General features: G+C 73.0%; 17 protein-coding genes and 1 pseudogene. 11 read left to right on the top strand and 7 right to left on the bottom strand.

The features are described from left to right. Positions 1 to 257: 257 nt before the first annotated feature. Positions 258 to 494, top strand: a pseudogene (locus ACZ66S_RS23710) (phosphotransferase family protein); the annotation flags it as partial. A gap of 92 nt (positions 495 to 586) precedes the next feature. Here the strand turns inward: ACZ66S_RS23710 and ACZ66S_RS23705 are convergent. Beyond that, complete coding sequence (locus ACZ66S_RS23705) at positions 587 to 1,021, bottom strand: hypothetical protein (protein ID WP_469903528.1); 435 nt, start codon at positions 1,019 to 1,021, stop codon at positions 587 to 589. A gap of 268 nt (positions 1,022 to 1,289) precedes the next feature. On the opposite strand from ACZ66S_RS23705, the gene ACZ66S_RS23700 reads away from it, so the two are divergent. The 4 genes from ACZ66S_RS23700 to fxsA all read left to right on the top strand — a co-directional run bounded on the left by ACZ66S_RS23700 (position 1,290) and on the right by fxsA (position 5,372). Beyond that, positions 1,290 to 1,730, top strand: coding sequence for an Lrp/AsnC family transcriptional regulator (locus tag ACZ66S_RS23700; protein WP_469903527.1), 441 nt, complete (start codon positions 1,290 to 1,292; stop codon positions 1,728 to 1,730). 73 nt (positions 1,731 to 1,803) lie between these two features. After that, positions 1,804 to 3,390 carry an amidohydrolase gene (locus tag ACZ66S_RS23695; protein WP_469903526.1) on the top strand — a complete coding sequence of 529 codons (1,587 nt, stop codon included), beginning with the start codon at positions 1,804 to 1,806 and terminating at the stop codon, positions 3,388 to 3,390. A gap of 551 nt (positions 3,391 to 3,941) precedes the next feature. Continuing rightward, the gene (locus tag ACZ66S_RS23690; protein WP_469903525.1) at positions 3,942 to 4,736 is read left to right on the top strand and encodes a polyprenol monophosphomannose synthase; all 795 of its coding nucleotides are present in this window, start codon (positions 3,942 to 3,944) and stop codon (positions 4,734 to 4,736) included. A gap of 72 nt (positions 4,737 to 4,808) precedes the next feature. Further along, the gene (gene fxsA / locus ACZ66S_RS23685; protein WP_469903524.1) at positions 4,809 to 5,372 is read left to right on the top strand and encodes an FxsA family membrane protein; all 564 of its coding nucleotides are present in this window, start codon (positions 4,809 to 4,811) and stop codon (positions 5,370 to 5,372) included. A 103-nt stretch (positions 5,373 to 5,475) separates the two neighbouring features. Here the strand turns inward: fxsA and ACZ66S_RS23680 are convergent, their stop codons facing one another. From ACZ66S_RS23680 to yczE, 4 genes are all read right to left on the bottom strand, one after another. Continuing rightward, on the bottom strand, positions 5,476 to 5,850 hold the full coding sequence (locus ACZ66S_RS23680; RefSeq protein ID WP_003977404.1) for an RNA polymerase-binding protein RbpA: 375 nt from the start codon (positions 5,848 to 5,850) through the stop codon (positions 5,476 to 5,478). A 267-nt stretch (positions 5,851 to 6,117) separates the two neighbouring features. Next, positions 6,118 to 7,473, bottom strand: a complete 1,356-nt coding sequence (locus ACZ66S_RS23675; protein WP_469903523.1) for an MFS transporter — start codon at positions 7,471 to 7,473, stop codon at positions 6,118 to 6,120. A gap of 64 nt (positions 7,474 to 7,537) precedes the next feature. Continuing rightward, positions 7,538 to 8,305: a glycerophosphodiester phosphodiesterase gene (locus tag ACZ66S_RS23670; RefSeq protein ID WP_469903522.1), complete on the bottom strand. Its 768-nt coding sequence runs from the start codon at positions 8,303 to 8,305 to the stop codon at positions 7,538 to 7,540. Continuing rightward, positions 8,302 to 8,991 (bottom strand): membrane protein YczE, encoded by a 690-nt coding sequence (gene yczE / locus ACZ66S_RS23665; protein WP_469903521.1) that lies wholly within the window; start codon positions 8,989 to 8,991, stop codon positions 8,302 to 8,304. Before yczE ends, ACZ66S_RS23670 begins: the two co-directional genes overlap by 4 nt. Before the next feature lie 64 nt (positions 8,992 to 9,055). On the opposite strand from yczE, the gene ACZ66S_RS23660 reads away from it, so the two are divergent. Further along, positions 9,056 to 10,555, top strand: a complete 1,500-nt coding sequence (locus ACZ66S_RS23660) for an SCO1417 family PLP biosynthesis transcription factor (RefSeq protein WP_469903520.1) — start codon at positions 9,056 to 9,058, stop codon at positions 10,553 to 10,555. Positions 10,556 to 10,612: 57 nt separating this feature from the next. Here the strand turns inward: ACZ66S_RS23660 and ACZ66S_RS23655 are convergent, their stop codons facing one another. Then, complete coding sequence (locus ACZ66S_RS23655) at positions 10,613 to 12,229, bottom strand: P-loop NTPase family protein (protein WP_469903519.1); 1,617 nt, start codon at positions 12,227 to 12,229, stop codon at positions 10,613 to 10,615. Between the two features lie 40 nt (positions 12,230 to 12,269). Continuing rightward, on the bottom strand, positions 12,270 to 12,464 hold the full coding sequence (locus tag ACZ66S_RS23650) for a hypothetical protein (RefSeq protein WP_007380617.1): 195 nt from the start codon (positions 12,462 to 12,464) through the stop codon (positions 12,270 to 12,272). 216 nt (positions 12,465 to 12,680) lie between these two features. Here ACZ66S_RS23650 and ACZ66S_RS23645 point away from each other — a divergent pair, with 216 nt between their 5' ends. The 5 genes from ACZ66S_RS23645 (at position 12,681) to ACZ66S_RS23625 (ending at position 18,135) form a co-directional block, all read left to right on the top strand. Then, positions 12,681 to 13,073 (top strand): ankyrin repeat domain-containing protein, encoded by a 393-nt coding sequence (locus ACZ66S_RS23645; protein WP_469903518.1) that lies wholly within the window; start codon positions 12,681 to 12,683, stop codon positions 13,071 to 13,073. Between the two features lie 301 nt (positions 13,074 to 13,374). Further along, positions 13,375 to 14,793 carry a HEAT repeat domain-containing protein gene (locus tag ACZ66S_RS23640; protein WP_469903517.1) on the top strand — a complete coding sequence of 473 codons (1,419 nt, stop codon included), beginning with the start codon at positions 13,375 to 13,377 and terminating at the stop codon, positions 14,791 to 14,793. A 186-nt stretch (positions 14,794 to 14,979) separates the two neighbouring features. Next, on the top strand, positions 14,980 to 16,113 hold the full coding sequence (locus ACZ66S_RS23635; protein WP_469903516.1) for a glycosyltransferase family 4 protein: 1,134 nt from the start codon (positions 14,980 to 14,982) through the stop codon (positions 16,111 to 16,113). After that, positions 16,110 to 17,273 carry a glycosyltransferase gene (locus tag ACZ66S_RS23630; RefSeq protein ID WP_469903515.1) on the top strand — a complete coding sequence of 388 codons (1,164 nt, stop codon included), beginning with the start codon at positions 16,110 to 16,112 and terminating at the stop codon, positions 17,271 to 17,273. Before ACZ66S_RS23635 ends, ACZ66S_RS23630 begins: the two co-directional genes overlap by 4 nt. A gap of 13 nt (positions 17,274 to 17,286) precedes the next feature. Next, positions 17,287 to 18,135, top strand: coding sequence for an SGNH/GDSL hydrolase family protein (locus tag ACZ66S_RS23625; RefSeq protein ID WP_469903514.1), 849 nt, complete (start codon positions 17,287 to 17,289; stop codon positions 18,133 to 18,135). The last annotated feature ends 122 nt before the right edge of the window (positions 18,136 to 18,257 follow it).

Here is an 18,257-nt window from a genome sequence, read left to right as displayed (position 1 = left end):
TCGGCGGAACCGATTCTGCGACCGGTGCATATGTACGGGTCATACCGGGGCAACGCGGAAGCCGGTGGCCGGGTCACGGTGTCCGCAATCGAGCGTGAGTTCGCGGACGTCCAGCCGAACATCTGGCCAGCCGCAGCGCTCTGACGTACCGTCAGCCAACCGCCGGCAGGGAGATCGGCCATCACCGACGACCGCCCCGTACCGCCACGCCGTCCGCGCCTCGGACGCCCTGGACGACGACTCCCACACAGACCTGTGACGTCATGCCCTGCACCTGCGAGGGCAAGTGGCTGCACGCCGCGAGCGACACCGAGCGGGAACACCTGGAGGCGGCCACGATCGGACTGTTGGCCCGCCTGCACAATCAAGTCCCCATAAGTGAGGCCGAGTTCCTTGAGCTCCCCGGCGAGGGGGACGCACCGCGCCGCCAGATCACCGCCCAACGCGCCTACTCAGACCGGGTGGTCGACGGACTCGCCCGCTCATCCCTCATCGGTCGCCCTCGGGCACCCGGACACACTGATCCTGCACCACGGCAGTCTGCGGGCCATGGTGCAGGGCAGCTACTGGGATTGAACCGGACCGCTCAGGCGGCCTGGCGGCGCAGCACCGGCACCCGCATGGGACGCGAACCGGGACCGCCGACGTGCGAGAACGGCTGGGTCCGCCAGTCGAGTCCCTGAGGGAGCGTCAACAGCAGGGCCGTGTCCTGCTCCTGGGGCTCGGCCGACTCGTCCGCCGACATCGCCTCAGAGGCCATGCGGCCCGTACCGGCGCAGACCGTGAGACCGAAGGGGTTCCACGGCGAGGCGCACAGGGCGTGCTCCGGCAGCACCTCCTCGTCCGCCAGCAGGGCGATGGACTGCGCGCAGGCCGGGCAGATCACCCGGTACATCTCGAAGGTGTCGTACGCGTCGAACTCGTCGTCCAGGGCGTCGGGTTCGACGCCCTCCGGCTCGGACACGACAACCGCCTGGAGACGCTTGGGCGCGGTACGACCAGGGCGCTGAAGACTCTGCATTGGGTTCTCCCCCTCGGGCTGGGCCGTGAAGGCACTGCGGCCTCGACCACAGCAAGCACTTCCCGCCCTGTCACGGCGGTAATCACGAGAACATCACGGAGGCTCCCGCAGGGGTGTGGCCTTCGTCACATGCCCCTCGCAGATGCCCCTGGCGGTCGTTTTCTCCCCCAGGTGGCTCACGCGCGTCCCTCGGTCACATCACGAACCGGGCATGACCTGGGCCGCTCAGGTATCCGAGGAGATCAGCCGCACTGTAGGTTCTTGCGCCATGGAGGAGCTGGACCGACAGATCGTGGAGCTGCTCGTCAAGGACGGGCGGATGAGTTACACGGACCTTGGCAAGGCCACGGGCCTGTCCACCTCGGCCGTGCACCAGCGGGTGCGCCGGCTGGAGCAGCGGGGTGTCATCCGCGGGTACGCCGCGGTGGTCGACCCCGAGGCGGTGGGCCTGCCCATGACCGCCTTCATCTCGGTGAAACCGTTCGACCCCAGCGCCCCCGACGACATCGCGGACCGTCTGAAGGGCGTCCCCGAGATCGAGGCGTGCCACAGCGTGGCGGGCGACGAGAACTACATCCTGAAGGTGCGGGTGGCGACCCCCCACGAGCTGGAGGAGCTGCTGGCGCGGCTCAGGAGCCTCGCGGGGGTCTCCACGCGTACGACGGTGGTCCTGTCGACCCCGTACGAGGCGCGACCGCCCCGCATCTGATCAGGCGGTTCCCGTCCCGTTCGGCGGCCACCCGCGCCCCGGTGCCGGGACGGGCCCTGGGACACTGTCCCGCATGAGTGAACAGCAGACCGTCCTCCTCCGCCGCGGCGAGGTCCACAGCCCCGCCGACCCTTTCGCCACCGCGATGGTCGTCGAACGCGGACAGGTGGCCTGGGTCGGTTCCGAGGGCGCCGCCGACGCCTTCGCGGACGGCGTCGACGAGGTCGTGGACCTGGACGGAGCTCTGGTCACCCCCGCGTTCACCGACGCACATGTGCACACGACCGCCACCGGTCTCGCCCGCACCGGCCTCGACCTGTCCGAGGCCCCCTCCCTGGACGCGGCCCTGGGCCTCGTACGGGACTTCGCGACCGCCCGCCCCGGCGACCGTGTGCTGCTCGGCCACGGCTGGGACGCCTCCCGCTGGCCCGGCGGACGCCCGCCCACGCGCGCGGAGCTCGACGAGGCGACCGGCGGCCGCCCCCTCTACCTCAGCCGTATCGACGTCCACTCGGCGGTCGTGACGACGGCACTGCTCGACATGACCTCCCTGGGTCCGGTGGACGGCCCCCTCACCGCCGACGCCCACCACGCGGTCCGCGCCAAGGCGCTCGGCTCGGTGACGCCGGCCCAGCGCGCCGAGGCCCAGCGGGCCGCGCTCGCCCACGCCGCCTCCCTCGGCATCGGGACCGTTCACGAATGCGCAGGACCGGAGATCTCCTCCGAGGACGACTTCACCGGTCTGCTGCGGCTCGCGCGCGAGGAGCCCGGGCCGCGGGTGGTCGGCTACTGGGCCGAGCAGGACGTCGACAAGGCGCGCGAACTCGGCGCGCTCGGCGCCGCCGGGGACCTCTTCGTCGACGGCGCCCTCGGCTCCCACACCGCGTGCCTGCACGAGCCGTACGCCGACGCCGAGCACACCGGACTCGCCTACCTGGACGCCGACGCGGTGGCCGCGCACGTCGCGGCCTGCACCGAGGCGGGCCTCCAGGCCGGCTTCCACGCCATCGGGGACGCGGCCGTCACCGCCGTGGTCGAGGGCGTCCGCGCCGCCGCGGAGAAGCTCGGCCTCGCCCGCGTGCGCGCCGCCCGGCACCGCGTCGAGCACGCCGAGATGCTCACCCCCGAAGCCGTCGCCGCTTTCGCCGAGCTCGGGCTCACCGCCTCCGTGCAGCCCGCCTTCGACGCCCTGTGGGGCGGCGAGGACGGCATGTACGCCCGGCGCCTGGGCCGGGAGCGGGCGAGCCGCCTGAACCCCTTCGCGGCCCTCCTGCGGGCCGGTGTCCCGCTCGCCTTCGGCTCCGACAGCCCGGTGACCCCCCTCGACCCGTGGGGCACGGTCCGCGCGGCCGCCTTCCACCGGACTCCCGAGCACCGCGTCTCCGTGCGCGCCGCCTTCACCGCGCACACCCGCGGCGGCTGGCGTGCGATCGGCAGGGACGACGCGGGCGTCCTGGTGCCCGGCGCCCCTGCGGACTACGCCGTGTGGCGCACCGGCGAACTGGTCGTGCAGGCCCCCGACGACCGGGTCGCCCGGTGGTCCACCGACCCCCGCTCCGGCACCCCCGGCCTGCCCGACCTGAGCCCCGGCCGTGACCTGCCCGTCTGTCTGCGGACCGTGGTCGGCGGACGGACGGTCTTCGTACGGCCGGGCGAGTGATCTCCGGGGGTGGCGCGGCAGCCGTCGCCCGCCGCCCCGCTGTCGTGCGACCTGCGCATCCTCGGCCCTGACCAGGGCATTGACGGAAGATGCGCAGGTCGAACGACTGTTGACAGCCGACGGCAGGGGGCCGGTAGGTTCGGCCGGGTCCACCACCGGACGCCCGACCGGGGAACCTCCGCCCAGTCGTCGCAGCGCCGCTGGGTCAGGGACGGTGTGCCGCACCGGGCACCGCCACTGGGAGCCAGGCTCAGCGCTCGCGCCACGGCGCGGGAACGTTCCGTCCGGCCAGGGAGGTGTGACCCGGGTGGGGCCCGGGCGCTCAGTAGACAACGGCTTTCGGTCGACCCGCAGCCAGCGGGCCCCAGGTCGGCCCGAAGAGCGCCGGGCCCCCATCCGCAGGGGGAGCGGAGGATTCCGCCAAAACGGCCGAAACTCCTAGCCTTACCCCGCTCTTGTGGAAACGACACCAGCATACGAACGCCTTGTCACGTCATCGCAGGCCGTGCGCACTATGGTGGACGCCTGCGCAATGACTCGAAGGGGCAGCGGTGAACGAGGGCGACGGGACCCACACGGGCCAGGAGAGGCGATTCGGCCCGCTCGGCACGGCGTTGGTGATCATTCCGACCTACAACGAGGCGGAGAACATCAAGGCCATCGTCGGCCGGGTGCGCAAGGCCGTCCCGGAGGCGCACGTCCTCGTGGCCGACGACAACAGCCCCGACGGCACCGGCAAGCTCGCCGACGAACTGGCCGTCGAGGACGACCAGGTCCACGTCCTGCACCGCAAGGGCAAGGAGGGCCTCGGCGCCGCCTATCTCGCGGGCTTCCACTGGGGCCTGGAGCACGACTACGGCGTCCTGGTCGAGATGGACGCCGACGGCTCCCACCAGCCCGAGGAACTGCCCCGACTGCTGACCGCCCTCAAGAGCGCCGACCTGGTGCTCGGCTCCCGCTGGGTGCCCGGCGGCCGGGTCGTGAACTGGCCCAAGTCCCGCGAGTTCATCTCCCGCGGCGGCAGCCTCTACTCACGCGTCGCCCTCGACCTGCCCCTGCGTGACATCACGGGCGGCTACCGCGCCTTCCGCCGCGAGACCCTCGAAGGGCTCGGCCTGGACGACGTGGCCTCCCAGGGCTACTGCTTCCAGGTCGACCTGGCCCGCCGCGCGGTCAAGGCCGGCTACCACGTCGTCGAGGTTCCGATCACCTTCGTCGAGCGCGAACTGGGCGACTCCAAGATGAGCCGCGACATCCTCGTGGAGGCCCTGTGGCGGGTCACCACCTGGGGTGTGGGGGAGCGGGTCGGCAGAATCACGGCGCGGGGAAAGCGCGCACAGCCGTAGCCCCACGGCCGCACAGGTACGGCTGATCGGTCCCTTATGCCGTGCTGAGCCGCGCCCAGGCACACTGGACGCATGACGACAGGCACTCCGACCCCCACCTACCCCGCCCGGCCCCGCCGCTCCCGGCTGCGCACCTTCCTGCCGCTGGGCGTGGCCGCCTGGCTGGTGCTGGAGATCTGGCTGCTGACCGTGGTCGCGGGCGCGGCCGGCGGTTTCACGGTGTTCCTGCTGCTGGTCGCCGGATTTGTGTTCGGCTCGGTGGTCATCAAGCGGGCCGGCCGCCGCGCCTTCCGGAACCTGAACGAAGCGCTCCAGCGAGGCGGTGCCCCGTCCGACTCCGCCGGCGGGGGCAACGGCCTGATGATGCTGGGCGGTCTGCTCCTGATGATCCCCGGCCTGGTCTCCGACGCGGTGGGCCTGCTCCTGCTGGTCCCGCCGGTTCAGAGGGCGGTGTCCCGCCGCGCCGAGCGCACCTTCGACCGCAGGATCCGCGCCGCCGCCCCCGGCACCCTGGGCGACGCCTTCCAGCGGGCCCGTATGCAGCGCCCGGACGGCAAGGTGGTCCAGGGCGAGGTGATCGTCCGGGACGAGCCGGACGACGCCCCGCAGGGACCCCGTCCTCCGCTCACCCGCTGAGCCGCGGCCCGAGTGCACAGCACGAAACCGCGGGCGCGGTACGTGGATCACGTACCGCGCCCGCGGTTGTTTCGTATGCGCTGTTGTGGCTGTTTGTTCCCGCTCAGGCCGACTTGCGGCTGTCCCGGGGATGAACAGCGATGTTCATCGCTCCGGAACGCAGAACCGCCAGACGCTCCTCGAGGACCTCTTCGAGTTCCTCTCGGGTGCGTCGCTCCATCAGCATGTCCCAATGCGTACGCGCGGGCTTGGCCTTCTTCTCTTCAGGGCCGTCGCCGTCCACGAGGAGTGCCTGGGCCCCGCAGACCTTGCACTCCCACTCCGGCGGGATCTCCGCCTCGACCGAGAAGGGCATCTCGAAGCGGTGCCCCTTCTCGCATGCGTACTCCACGGCCTGGCGCGGGGCCAGGTCGATGCCGCGGTCCGTCTCGTAGCTGGTCACCACGAGGCGCGTGCCGCGAAGAGCTCGCTCACTCATGAATCGTGCCTCCCGGGCTTGTCGCCCACAGGACAGGTGTCGCTGTCGTCGTCATCCGGTCAACGTCCGGTCGGCGGTAAAGATTCCCGTTCCGGGTCCCGTCCCGGGCAATGCGTCGCCGTCGTAGCCGCCCCTTGTTGTACCCACCAGCGCCCGGTTTGTCACATCTGCTAGCAGATGTCACCCAGCGTTTCGGCATCTTTGACGCGCAGTAACGGTACGCCTGGCAGGCCAAACGCGTACACTACAGCGCTTTGGTGTCGAACGCTAAATCCTTTCGGGTACGGGATTGCCCGCGTCGCTGATCGCCCGGCGCACCGGAACCCGTGCGAGCAGGGCGAATCCGATGACGAAGAACGCCACCAGCGAGATGATCGCGTCCCGATAACTTCCGGTCACCTGGTAGGTGATCCCGAACAGCAGCGGCCCCAGCCAGCTCATCCCGCGGTCGCTCATCTCGTACGCGGAGAAGTACTCGGCCTCCTTGCCGGGCGGGACGAGATGCGAGAACAGGGAGCGGGACAGGGCCTGGCTGCCGCCGAGGACGAGTCCGATACCGGAGGCGAGGACGAAGAACCACACGGGTGCGCCGGCGGGCAGGAAGTACCCGGCCGCCAGGATCACCGCCCAGGCGACCAGCGAGCCGAGGATCGTGCGCTTGGCCCCGTAGGTCCGGGCGAGCCGGCCGAGCGCCAGTGCTCCCGCCACGGCGAGTATCTGCACCAGCAGCACGGCCGCGATGAGCGTCGACTGCCCGAGGTCCAGCTCCTCGGAGCCGTAGACGGAGGCCTGGGAGATCACGGTCTGGATGCCGTCGTTGTAGATCAGGTACGCCAGCAGGAAGGCGAGGGTGAGCGGGTGGCGGCGCATGTCGCGCACGGTGGCCGCGAGCTGCCGGAAGCCGGGCGCCGTGGGCTCCTTCGCCTCCCGCGCGGACGCGCGGCGGTCGCGCAGCCGACGGAGCGGAATGAGGGCGAAGGCCCCCCACCACAGCCCGGCCGAGGCCAGACAGACACGGACCGCGGCGCTCTCGGAGAGGCCGAAGGAGTCGTGGCCCATGTAGAGGACCAGGTTCGCGACCAGGACCAGGGCGCCCGCCGCGTACCCGAAGGCCCAGCCCTTGGAGGAGACGGCGTCGCGCTCCTCGGGCGGGGCGATCTGCGGCAGGTAGGAGTTGTAGAGCATCGAGCCCACGGACTGCGCCGCGTTCGCGACGACCAGCAGCACACCGCCGAGGAGATAGCGGTCGCCGCCGAGGAAGAACATGCCGGTCGTCGCCGCGGCCCCGGTGTACGCGGCGGCCGCCAGGAGGGGCTTCTTGCGCCCGCCGCGGTCGGCGGCGGCCCCCACCAGGGGCATCACCAGCACGGCCACGATCACCGACAGGGACACCGAGTACGCGAAGAAGGAGCCGGCGCGCACCGGGATGCCCAGCGGATGGACGTAACCGTCCGGGTCCGCCGCGTTCTTGGCGACCGAGGTCAGATAGGGGCCGAGGAACACGGTGAGCACGCTCGTCGAGTAGACGGAGCACGCCCAGTCGTAGAAGTACCAGCCGCGTTGCTCGCGCCGCCGCTCGGCGGTCTCGTCCGCCGCGCCCGCCCGCACGGTGTCGGTGCCCACCCGTGCCCTCGCTTCCCGAGAAGGTGCCGTGCGCGGGCAGGGGGACGGGCGGATCGGACATGGGTCAGACCCAGACGCCCCGGTCCTCCATGACCTTGCGCAGTGTGTCGATGTGATCGGTCATGATGCCATCGACTCCCAGGTCCAGGAGCCGGTGCATCCGATCGGGCTCGTTGACGGTCCACACGTGCACCTGGAGGCCGCGCGCGTGGGCGGTGCGCACGAAGCGGTGGTCGACCACCTGGATGCCGGACTGGGCCTCGGGCACCTGCGCGGCGACGGCCGAGCGGCGCAGCGCCGCCGGGACCCCCCACGACCGCAGCCGCAGGTTGAGGACACCCCGGGTGCCGTACGACGTCGCCAGGCGCGGTCCGGCCAGCCGCTGGGCGCGCATCACCCGCGCCTCGGAGAAGGAGCCGACGCAGATCCGGTCCCAGGCGCCGGTGCGTTCGACGAGGTCCAACAGCGGCTGGAGGGCGGGCTCGTCCTTGACGTCGACGTTCCAGCGCGCCTCGGGGAAGGCCTCCAAGAGCTCCTCGAACAGCGGCACCGGTTCCTTGCCCGCCACGCGCGCGTGCCGTACCTCCGCCCAGGGCAGGTCCGCTATCCGGCCCGCCCCGTCGGTCACCCGGTCCAGGGTCGTGTCGTGGAAGGCGACCAGCCGGCCGTCCGCGGTGGCGTGGACGTCGGTCTCCAGGTACCGGTACCCCGCCTCGACCGCCCGCCGGAACTGGAACGCGGTGTTCTCCAGGCCGTCCGCCGCCCCGCCCCGATGGGCGAAGGGGAGGGGGCCGGGATGGTCGAGGTAGGGGTGGCGTATCGGCGAGGTCACGGACGCAGTATCGCTCCCCGCGGTTGCCCGGCGGCAACGACCGTGCTGCCGTCGGATGCCGGGGGAACGGCGAACACGCGCAGGAAGACCTGGGCGAGCGGGCCGATCGACACCGCGTACAGGACGGTCCCCACACCGATGGTGCCGCCGAGCACGAACCCCGTGACCACCACGGCCACTTCGACCGCGGTCCGCATCAGCCGGATCGAGCGCCCCGTGCGCCGGTGCAGACCGGTCATCAGACCGTCCCGGGGGCCCGGACCGAAGCTGGCGGCGATGTAGAGGCCGGTGGCCACACCGTTGAGCGCGATCCCGGCGAGCAGGAGCGGGATCCGTACGGCGAGTGCGTCCACGTCGGGGACCACGGCGAGGGTGGCGTCCATGGCGACGCCGACCACGAAGACATTGGACACCGTGCCGAGGCCCGGCCGCTGGCGCAGCGGGATCCACAGGAGCAGCACCACCGCGCCCACGATGATCGACACGACACCGATCGACAGTCCCGTCAGCTCGGCGAGCCCCTGGTGCAGCACGCCCCAGGGCTCCAGCCCCAGGCCCGCCTCGACGAGCAGCGCGGAGCTGGTCCCGTACAGAGCGAGTCCGACGTACAACTGGATCAACCGTCGTGCCAGACGGCTCTGCGTGGACAAGGCGGGTCCCCCTGTGGTGGTAGTGGCCTGATGCATGACACCCTGTGGCTTGGGATGACACACCATCCATGGCCAATTCGGGGAAGGTGGACTGATTTCAGTGGCGCAGTGGACTTCTGCGGTGGGCGCGGCACAGCTCGCCCGGCTGCTCAACTCCCAGCAGGACCGGCCCGCGGGGCCCGGCACGCGCCGCCCACCGGCCTACCGCGCGCTCGCCGACGGCATCCGCCTGCTGGTCCTGGAAGGACGCGTGCCGGTCGCCGCCCGTCTCCCCGCCGAACGCGAACTGGCCCTGTCCCTGTCCGTCAGCCGTACGACCGTGGCGGCGGCCTACGAGGCGCTGCGGGCCGAGGGGTTCCTGGAGTCCCGGCGCGGCGCCGGAAGCTGGACCGCCGTACCCGCCGGGAACCCGCTGCCCGCGCGCGGTCTCGAACCCCTCCCGCCCGAGGCCCTCGGCTCGATGATCGACCTGGGCTGTGCGGCCCTGCCCGCGCCCGAGCCGTGGCTGACGCGTGCGGTGCAGGGCGCCCTGGAGGAGCTGCCGCCGTACGCCCACACGCACGGCGACTACCCCGCGGGACTTCCGGCCCTGCGCGCGATGATCGCCGAGCGGTACACCGCGCGGGGCATCCCGACCATGCCCGAGCAGATCATGGTGACGACCGGCGCCATGGGAGCCATCGACGCCATCTGCCACCTGTTCGGCGGCCGGGGCGAGCGCATCGCCGTGGAGTCCCCGTCCTACGCGAACATCCTCCAGCTCATGCGGGAGGCGGGCGCCCGGCTGGTGCCCGTCGCGATGGCGGAGGGGCTGACCGGCTGGGACATCGACCGCTGGCGGCAGGTGCTGCGGGACGCGGCGCCGCGGATCGCCTATGTCGTCGCCGACTTCCACAACCCCACGGGCGCGCTGGCCGGCGAGGACCAGCGGCGGCAGTTGGTGGAGGCGGCGCGGTCCGCGGGGACCGTGCTGGTGGCGGACGAGACGATGACCGAGCTGTGGCTGGACGAGGACGTCTCGATGCCGCGGCCGGTGTGCGCCTTCGACCCGGCCGGCTCCACCGTGGTCACCGTCGGCTCCGCCAGCAAGGCGTTCTGGGCGGGGATGCGGATCGGCTGGGTCCGGGGGGCACCGGACGTGATCCGCAGCCTGGTCGCGGCCCGCGCCTACGCCGACCTCGGGACGCCGGTCCTGGAGCAGTTGGCCGTGAACTGGCTGTTCAGCACCGGGGGATGGGAACAGGCGGTCGAGCTGCGGCGCGGCCAGGCCCGGGAGAACCGGGACGCGCTCGTGGCGGCGATGCGCAAGGAGCTGCCGTCCTGGGAGTTCGAGGTGCCGCAGGGCGGCCTGACGCTCTGGGTGCGGGCCGGGGGCCTGTCCGGGTCGCGCCTGGCCGAGGTCGGCGAGCGCGTGGGCGTGCGGGTGCCGTCGGGGCCGCGGTTCGGCGTCGACGGCGCCTTCGAGGGGTATGTGCGGCTGCCGTTCACCGTCGGGGGAGCGGTGGCCGACGAGGCCGCGGCGCGGCTGGCCGCGGCGGCGCGGATCGTGGAGAACGGCGGCTCCGGGGGCGGGGAGGCGCCGCGCACCTTCGTGGCCTGACCGGTCGGCGGGCGGGGCGACCTGCGCGGCGCACCCGCTGCCGACCGGCTCCGAGGGCTACTGCGCCTCCACGACCACCGCTTCGGTGGGGATGGGCTCCGTGCCGGGTTCCGCGTCGGCCGGTGGCTTCCGGTCCGGGTCCGGGACGGTCTCCGCGTCGGCCGGGGTCGTCCGCTCCGGCAGCAGTGCCAGCACCGCCTGCCGGTCCGTCTCGCTCGTCGCGTCGTCGTAGGGGTCAGGGGTCGCCGGCACCTGGAGGCGGTGCACCGGTCCCGTCCCGAGCCGGGCGTACCCCCGGCCGGGCGGAACGTCGGTCACCGGGGTCGTGTGCGGAGGCGCCCCGAGGAAGGCCTCCAACTGGTCCGCCGTCGCGGGCCCCAGCACGACACGCGCGCGTGTGTGCTGCCGTACCGGATCGCTCAGCGCCTCCGCGCTGTCGAACTGGTCGGCCACCACCACCGTGACGTTCGCCGCGCGCCCGTGCCGCAGGGGGACCTGGAGCAGGGACTGCGGATCCTTGCGGCCCTCGGCGGCCGCCAGGTGGGTGAAGACGCTCGGGCGGTCGAGGAGGATCCACAGCGGGCGCTTGGTGTCCTCGGGCGGCGGATGGCCCGCCTGCCGGGCGCGGTTGGCCGCGATCAGACGGCGCTCCGTCTCGGTCGCCGCCCACTCCAGGCTCGCCAGCGTCCCGGCCAGGCCGCACTCGACCGCGAGGACGCCGTCCCGCCCGGTCAGGCACGCGTACTCGCCGGTGCCGCCGCCCTCGACGATGACGACGTCGCCGTACTGGAGGGCCTGGAGTGCGACGGAACGCAGCAGGGTGGAGGTGCCGCTGCCCGGCTGGCCCATGACCAGCAGGTGCGGCTCGGTGGAGCGGATGCCGGTGCGCCAGACGACCGGCGGGACGTCGCGCTGCCCCTCGCCGTAGCCGAGCGGCAGGGTGCGCTGGACCTGGGTGGGGTCGGTGAAGCCGAGGACCGTCTCGCCCGGGGCGGTGACGAAGCGCTGGGCGGCGATGTCGGTGGGGAGCGGGGCGAGGACGGTGAGCGTGAGCTCGTTGCCCTCCTCGTCCCAGGCGAAGTGGTACTCGCGACCGCGGCCGGACTTGGCGTGCAGCAACTGCTCGATGCGGGCCCGGGACTCGGCCTCGCCGTCGGTGAAGTACGCCGGGTAGCGGACCAGCAGATGGGTGATGCGGCCGGTGGCGTCGAAGTCGTAGGCGGGGAAGGCCTTCTCCCACTCGCCGCCGTGTGTGTACAGCGGGGCCGGGTCCTCGGCCGCCGAGAAGTACGGGACGAGTGCTTCGTACAGCGACTGGAGGCGCTGGGTCTGCGACTCGTCGGGTCCGTCCGGCTCCGGCGGCTTGCGGTCCCGGCCCTGCCGGGCTGCCGCCGCCATCAGGCTGATGACGGCGAGCAGCGGGCCGTACGGCACGAGCGCCACGACCAGGACCACCGAGGCCACCAGGAACAGCAGCGGTCCGCGCTTGTCCTTGGGGGTCTCGGCCCACCTGCGCCGCCCGGCCGAGGCCAGTCGGCGCAGACCACGGGTCATCGTGATCAGGGGGTGCAGGACGTCGGTGGCGCTGTCGGCCGCCGTTCGGGCCAGCTCCCGGCTCCGGGCGATCTGGGCGCTGCCTGTGCTCAGGATGCGGGGGAGGGGGCGGCGGGCCACTGCTGTCTCCTGGTGGTGCGTACGGACGGGACGGGCGGCGTCAGAACTTGATGCCGCCCAGGAGGCTCGCGAGGCTCTCGCCGCCGGCCTTGATGCTCGGGGCGATGGCCGTGCTGGCCAGGTAGAAGCCGAACAGGGCCGAGATCAGGGCGTGTGAGGCCTTGAGCCCGTCCTTGCGGAAGAAGATGAAGACGACGATGCCGAGCAGTACGACACCGGAGATGGAGAGGATCATTGCGGTGCTCCTGGTTGTGGGGACAGTCACCATGAGTACTTCCAGGATCACAGCATGTATCCATACGACAAAAGGTGCAAATGGATGAATATTTCACGATTTCACCGAGTTGGTGGAGCCATGATGATCCTTACCTCCGGCACTTCGGCTCATCTGCCGCGCGAGCCAGTACCCTTGCGATTCACCTGAACGGTTGCATGAGAGGCGGTCCGGCCGATGACTGAAGCCCCCGACCCGGAGGTCGTGGAGCTGGCGACCAAGATCTTCGATCTGGCCCGGCAGGGGCAGACCGAGGCGCTCGTGGCGTACGTCGACGCCGGTGTTCCGGCGGGCCTCACCAACGACCGCGGTGACTCGCTCGTGATGCTCGCCGCCTACCACGGTCACGCGGACGCGGTGCGCGCGCTCGTCGAGCGCGGCGCGGCGGCCGGCGGGGTCAACGACCGGGGGCAGACGCCTCTCGCCGGGGCCGTCTTCAAGGGCTCCGCGGACGTCATCGAGGCCCTGCTGGCAGGCGGCGCCGATCCGGCCGAGGGCACCCCCTCGGCGCTCGACACCGCCCGCATGTTCGGCCGTACAGAACTGCTCGAACTGTTTGCCGCACACTGACACACATGTTCTGACCAGCGAAAACACAGACAACGGGGGAGGCGGTACCAGGCCGCCGAAATTTCGGTCGCGGCAGACGGAAGTGCCGAGTCATCATGACGTCGTGGTTCACGGACGTGATGGTTGGGCAGGTGATGCCGCACCGCGCGGACCGTGACGCGGGTCCGCATGGGCCACCGACGAGAGGCAGAGGAAGATGGCTTACAGCAAGCAGGAAACGGCGGGCGCCCCGACGTGTTGTCACGCGGCCAGGTAATGCACGTCCCCGGTTGCGTCGACGCTTGATGTGAGGCTGTTTCCCATGTTCGATCCGGTCATAGCGCCCAGCGGCACGCTGCTCGGCCTGCTCCAGCGGGGCCGCGGCGACGGCACACTGCACGCGCTCACCGCCCCGCGCGCCGAGGCGCTCGCGGCCCTGAACCACTGCGTGCTGCGCGATCCCCGCCACGACTGGCAGGTGGAGAACCGCTCGCTGTACTACGCCCGTCTCTTCCTCGACCTCAACGGCGAACTGGACGAGATCGAGGCGCACCTCTTCGAGGTGGACGACGTCTTCGACACCGAGGAGTCCCGCACGGGCCTCGCCCTCGCCGTCCTCGGCCACCTCGCCTCCTACGGCAGGCGCGACGCGCTCGAACTGCTGCGCAGGTACGCCGCCTCGGGCTCCAACTGGGCCTGGGCGCTGGACGAACTGGCGCTGCGGGACGACGACGCCGGTCTGCGCGCCCTCGCCGCGCCCGTGCTCGCCCGCTTCGGGACCGATCCCGAGGGCGAGGCCGAGCTGGCCGCCGCCGTCCGGGACGCCTTCGAACCACGGCCGTGGCGGCTGTGGGCCGACGATCCCCGTGAATCCGTCTCCACGCGGGTGCGTGCCGCTCAGGAGGCCGGCTGTTTCGACCGCTGGCAACGCCAGATGCGACCCGCCGGACCCCGCCCCGGGTGGAGCGTGCAGGCCGTCTTCGAATGGGCCCAGCAGGGCGTCGAACGGGGAGCCGCGCTGCATGTGCCCGCCGCCCGCTGCCTGGCCGCCGTCGCGGGCTCCGAGGACCGCCCCGACATCCTCGCGGCCGCGAAGGACGGCACCGACGGGGCGCGGGCCACCGCGCTGCGCTACCTCGCCGACAGCAATGATCCCGACGCCTTCGACCTGATCGAGCTCGCCGTCGTCACCGGCTCCCCGGCCGTCGTGGAGGCCGCCCTCGACTCGTTCGAACGCATGCGCAGTATCGCCGCCGTCGACCGCGCGCGGGGCTGGGCCCGACGGCCCGATCCGCTGGGCGCCGCCGCCGGACGCATGCTCGCCTGTCTGGGCGGGGCCCAGGACAAGGACCTCGTGCTCGCGGCCCTGCGCGAGGCCGTACGGGGCGAGGGCCCCGACGCGCCCACCCTGTGGACCCTCGTCGACGGCACCGGACGGCTCGGCATCGCCTGCGCCGCGCCCGTCCTGCGCCACATCTACCGCGAGACCGCCTCCTCCCACCTGCGCGGCCGCGCGGCCCGTGCGCTCGCCGCCACCGACCCCTCCTTCGCCACCGGCCTCGCCGTCGAGTGCCTCTGGGACTGCGAGGAGACCACCCGCGAGATCGCCGCCCGGCACGCCGAGACCGGTGACGCCCGGGTCGTGGAGCGGCTGCGCCGGCTGGCCGCCGACCCGGCCGAGGAGGCCGAGGTCCAGACGGCCGTCCGCAGCCGTATCGGACCGGACGCCCCGGCCATGTGAGACCGACCCGGGTGCGCGCCTCAGGGGCCCGCCGCACCCGCCGGGTGAACTCGGGACGACCCGCGGGTCAGGCGCGCATGGACGCCGCCTGACCTGCTCGGGTGCGCAGCGGAACGCCATGGGACGTTCCTCGTCCGGAAAGATCCACGTTGACGCGGGCACGTCCAGCGCGGCGACAACACCCGTATGCGTGTCGTCATCGTGACCGAATCCTTTCCCCCCGATGTGAACGGCGTGGCCCACTGCGCGCTCCAGACCGCCCGGCACCTCGTAGATCGCGGTCACCTCCCGCTCGTCGTCGCGCCGGCCACCGCGTCCGGCCCCGGGCCCGACGTGGACGCCCTCGCGCCGTGCCCCGTCGTCCGTGTTCCCTCCCTCCCCCTCCCGGGCTACCCCCAGGTCCGCGTCGCCCTCCCCAGCAGGCGCGTGGCCGCGGCGATCGCCGAGCACCGCGCCGACGTCGTCCACCTGGCCAGCCCCTTCGTCCTCGGCGTCCGCGGCATGGCCGCCGCCGCCCGGCTCGGCATCCCCGCCGTGGCCGTCTACCAGACCGACCTCGCCGGATACGCCCGCACCTACGTGCACGCGGGCGAGGCCGCCGCCTGGCGCCGCATCCGTTCCGTCCACGCCGCCGCCGACCTCACCCTCGCCCCGTCGAGCGCGTCCCTGCGCGACCTGGAGGCACACGGCGTGCCCCGGGTCGAGCTGTGGCCGCGGGGCGTGGACACCGTCCGCTTCCGTCCCGGCCTGCGTGACGAGGCGCTGCGAAGCCGGCTCGCCCCGGACGGCGAGGTGATCGTCGGATACGTCGGCCGGCTCGCACCGGAGAAGCACATCGAGCTGCTGGCCGACACGTGCCGCCTGGAGGGCGTCAAGGTCGTGGTGGTCGGGGACGGGCCGAGCCGGCCCCACCTGGACCAGGCACTGCCCGGCGCGGTCTTCCTGGGCCGTCGCACGGGTGACGAACTGGCCCGGATCTTCGCCTCCTTCGACGTCTTCGCGCACACCGGCCCCTTCGAGACCTTCTGCCAGACCGTGCAGGAGGCCATGGCGAGCGGCGTGCCCGTCGTCGCCCCCGCCGCCGGCGGTCCGCTGGACCTGGTCGCCCACGGGCGCACCGGGCTCCTCGTCCCGCCGCGCGACCCGGCCGCCGTACGGGACGCCGTGCGGTCCCTGGCGGCCGGCCCCGGCACGCGCGCCTCGTTCGGCGCCGCCGCGCGGGCCACGGTCGAGGGGCGCACCTGGGCGGCCGTCGGCGACCGGCTGATCGGCCACTACACCGCCGTGCTCAGCGGCCGGAAGACGGCGGTGGCGGCATGAGCGGGCGGCCGCTGCGGATCGTCCGCCTCGCCAACTTCGTCGCTCCCGCCTCCGGCGGCCTGCGCACCGCCCTGCGCGAGCTCGGCAGGGGCTACCGGGCGGCCGGGCACGAGCCCGTGCTCATCGTGCCCGGCGACCGCACGAGCGACCGGGCGACCGAGCAGGGCCGGATCATCACCCTGCCCGGTCCGCTGCTGCCCGGCACCGGCGGCTACCGCGTGCTCACCGACAGGCGGCGCGTGGCCCGGCTCCTGGAGGCACTCGCCCCCGACCGCCTGGAGGTCTCCGACCGCACGACCCTGCGGTGGACCGGCACCTGGGCCCGGCGGGCCCGCGTCCCCGCCGTGATGGTCTCCCACGAGACCGCCGACGGCGTCCTGCGCACCTGGGGCCTGCCGGAGGGCACCGCCCGACGGGTCGCCGACGCCCTCAACATCCGTACGGCACACGCCTACGCGCGCGTGGTGTGCACCACCGAGTTCGCCGAGCGGGAGTTCGTGCGGATCGGCGCCCGCAATGTCGTACGGGCCCCGCTGGGCGTCGACCTGGTCGAGCGGCGCCCGGCGCTGCGCGACGCGGGGCTGCGGGCCCGATACGCGCGGGAGGCCGAGACCCTCCTCGTGACCTGCACCCGGCTGTCCGTCGAGAAGCGGCCCGGCACGGCCCTGAACGCCCTGGAGTCCCTCGTGCGCCGAGGCAGGCGGGCGGTGCTGGTGGTGGCGGGGGACGGGCCGCTGCGGCCGCGCCTGGAACAGCGGGTCCGGGAACGGCGGCTGCCGGTCACCTTCCTCGGGCACGTCTCCGACCGGGGGCTGCTCGGCGCCCTCCAGGCCTCCGCGGACGTGTGCCTGGCCCCCGGACCCGCGGAGACCTTCGGGCTCGCCGCGCTGGAGGCCATGGCGTGCGGCACGCCGGTGGTGGTGAGCGCCTCCTCCGCGCTGCCGGAGGTCATCGGCTCGGCCGGGGCCGTCGCCGCCGACCGGGGAGCGGCCTTCGCGGACGCCGTGGACCTGCTGCTGGACCGCCCGGAGGACGAGCGCCGCGAGACCGCACGCGCGCGTGCGGAGTGCTTCGGGTGGGACACGGCGGTCCGGGCGTTCCTCGCCGCGCACGACGCGGAGGTCCTCGAACGGCGTTCCGTGCCGGGGGGCGTGGCATGAGCGGGGGTGCGTCGTGAGAGCCGTGCGCTTCGTCGCCCTCGGTGACTCACTGTCCGAGGGCGTGGGCGATCCCGTGGGCGAGGGCCGGCGGGGCTGGGCCGCGCTGCTCGCCGACGGGCTCGCCGAGACCGTGGAGTTCACCAAGCTCGCGGTGAGCGGGGCGCAGACGCGGGACGTGGTCGAGCGGCAGATGCCCGTGGGGCTGGCGCTGCGGCCGGACGTCGTCTCGGTCCTGGTCGGTGTCAACGACACCCTGCGCTGCACGTTCGACATCCACGCCGTGGCCGCGCGGCTCGACGCGGTGTACGCGGCGTTCACCGGACAGGGCGCCGTCCTGCTCACGGCGTGCCTGCCCGACCCGGGCACGATGCTCGGGCTGCCCGGCGCGCTGGCACGTCCGCTGGCCCGGCGGCAGCGGGCGGTGAACACGGTGGTGCACGCGCTGTCCGAGCGGTACGGGGCGGTGCATCTGCACGCGGCGCAGGGGAGTTGGACCACCGACCGTGCGATGTGGAGCGCGGACCGGCTGCATCCCGGGGAGCGGGGGCATCGGCAACTGGCCGTGCGGTTCCACGCGTTGCTGGCCGAGCGGGGGATCGCGACCGGGGTCGCCCCCTCGGCCGAGCCGCGGTCCCCCGCGCCCGCGACGTCGGCGAGCCTGTGGTGGCTGGCCACGGCGGGGACGGGGTGGGTGGCGCGGCGGTGCACCGATCTGCTGCCCCAGTTGGTGACGTTGGCCGTCGACGAGATGCGGCACCGCGCGCGGGGCACCAGCGCACGGCTCGACCTGCGGACGGCCAGCGCGGTGTCCGCGGCACTGGCGGCGCTGTCCGTGGGGGAGCGGGGGGTTGAGGCGGCTTGAGCGGGGCCGCGGGGGCGGGTGCCGTTGCGGGGCTGGTGCGGGTGCCTCTGTAAGGGTCGGCGTGGGTGGGCGTCTCTGTAGGAGCCGGCCGATGCCGGTGCGGGCGCTGCTGTGAGGCCCGT

The organism is Streptomyces sp. NPDC107471 (assembly GCF_055582845.1).
The sequence above is the reverse complement of the archived record's forward strand: the minus strand, read 5'-3'. Positions and strand labels throughout refer to the sequence as shown.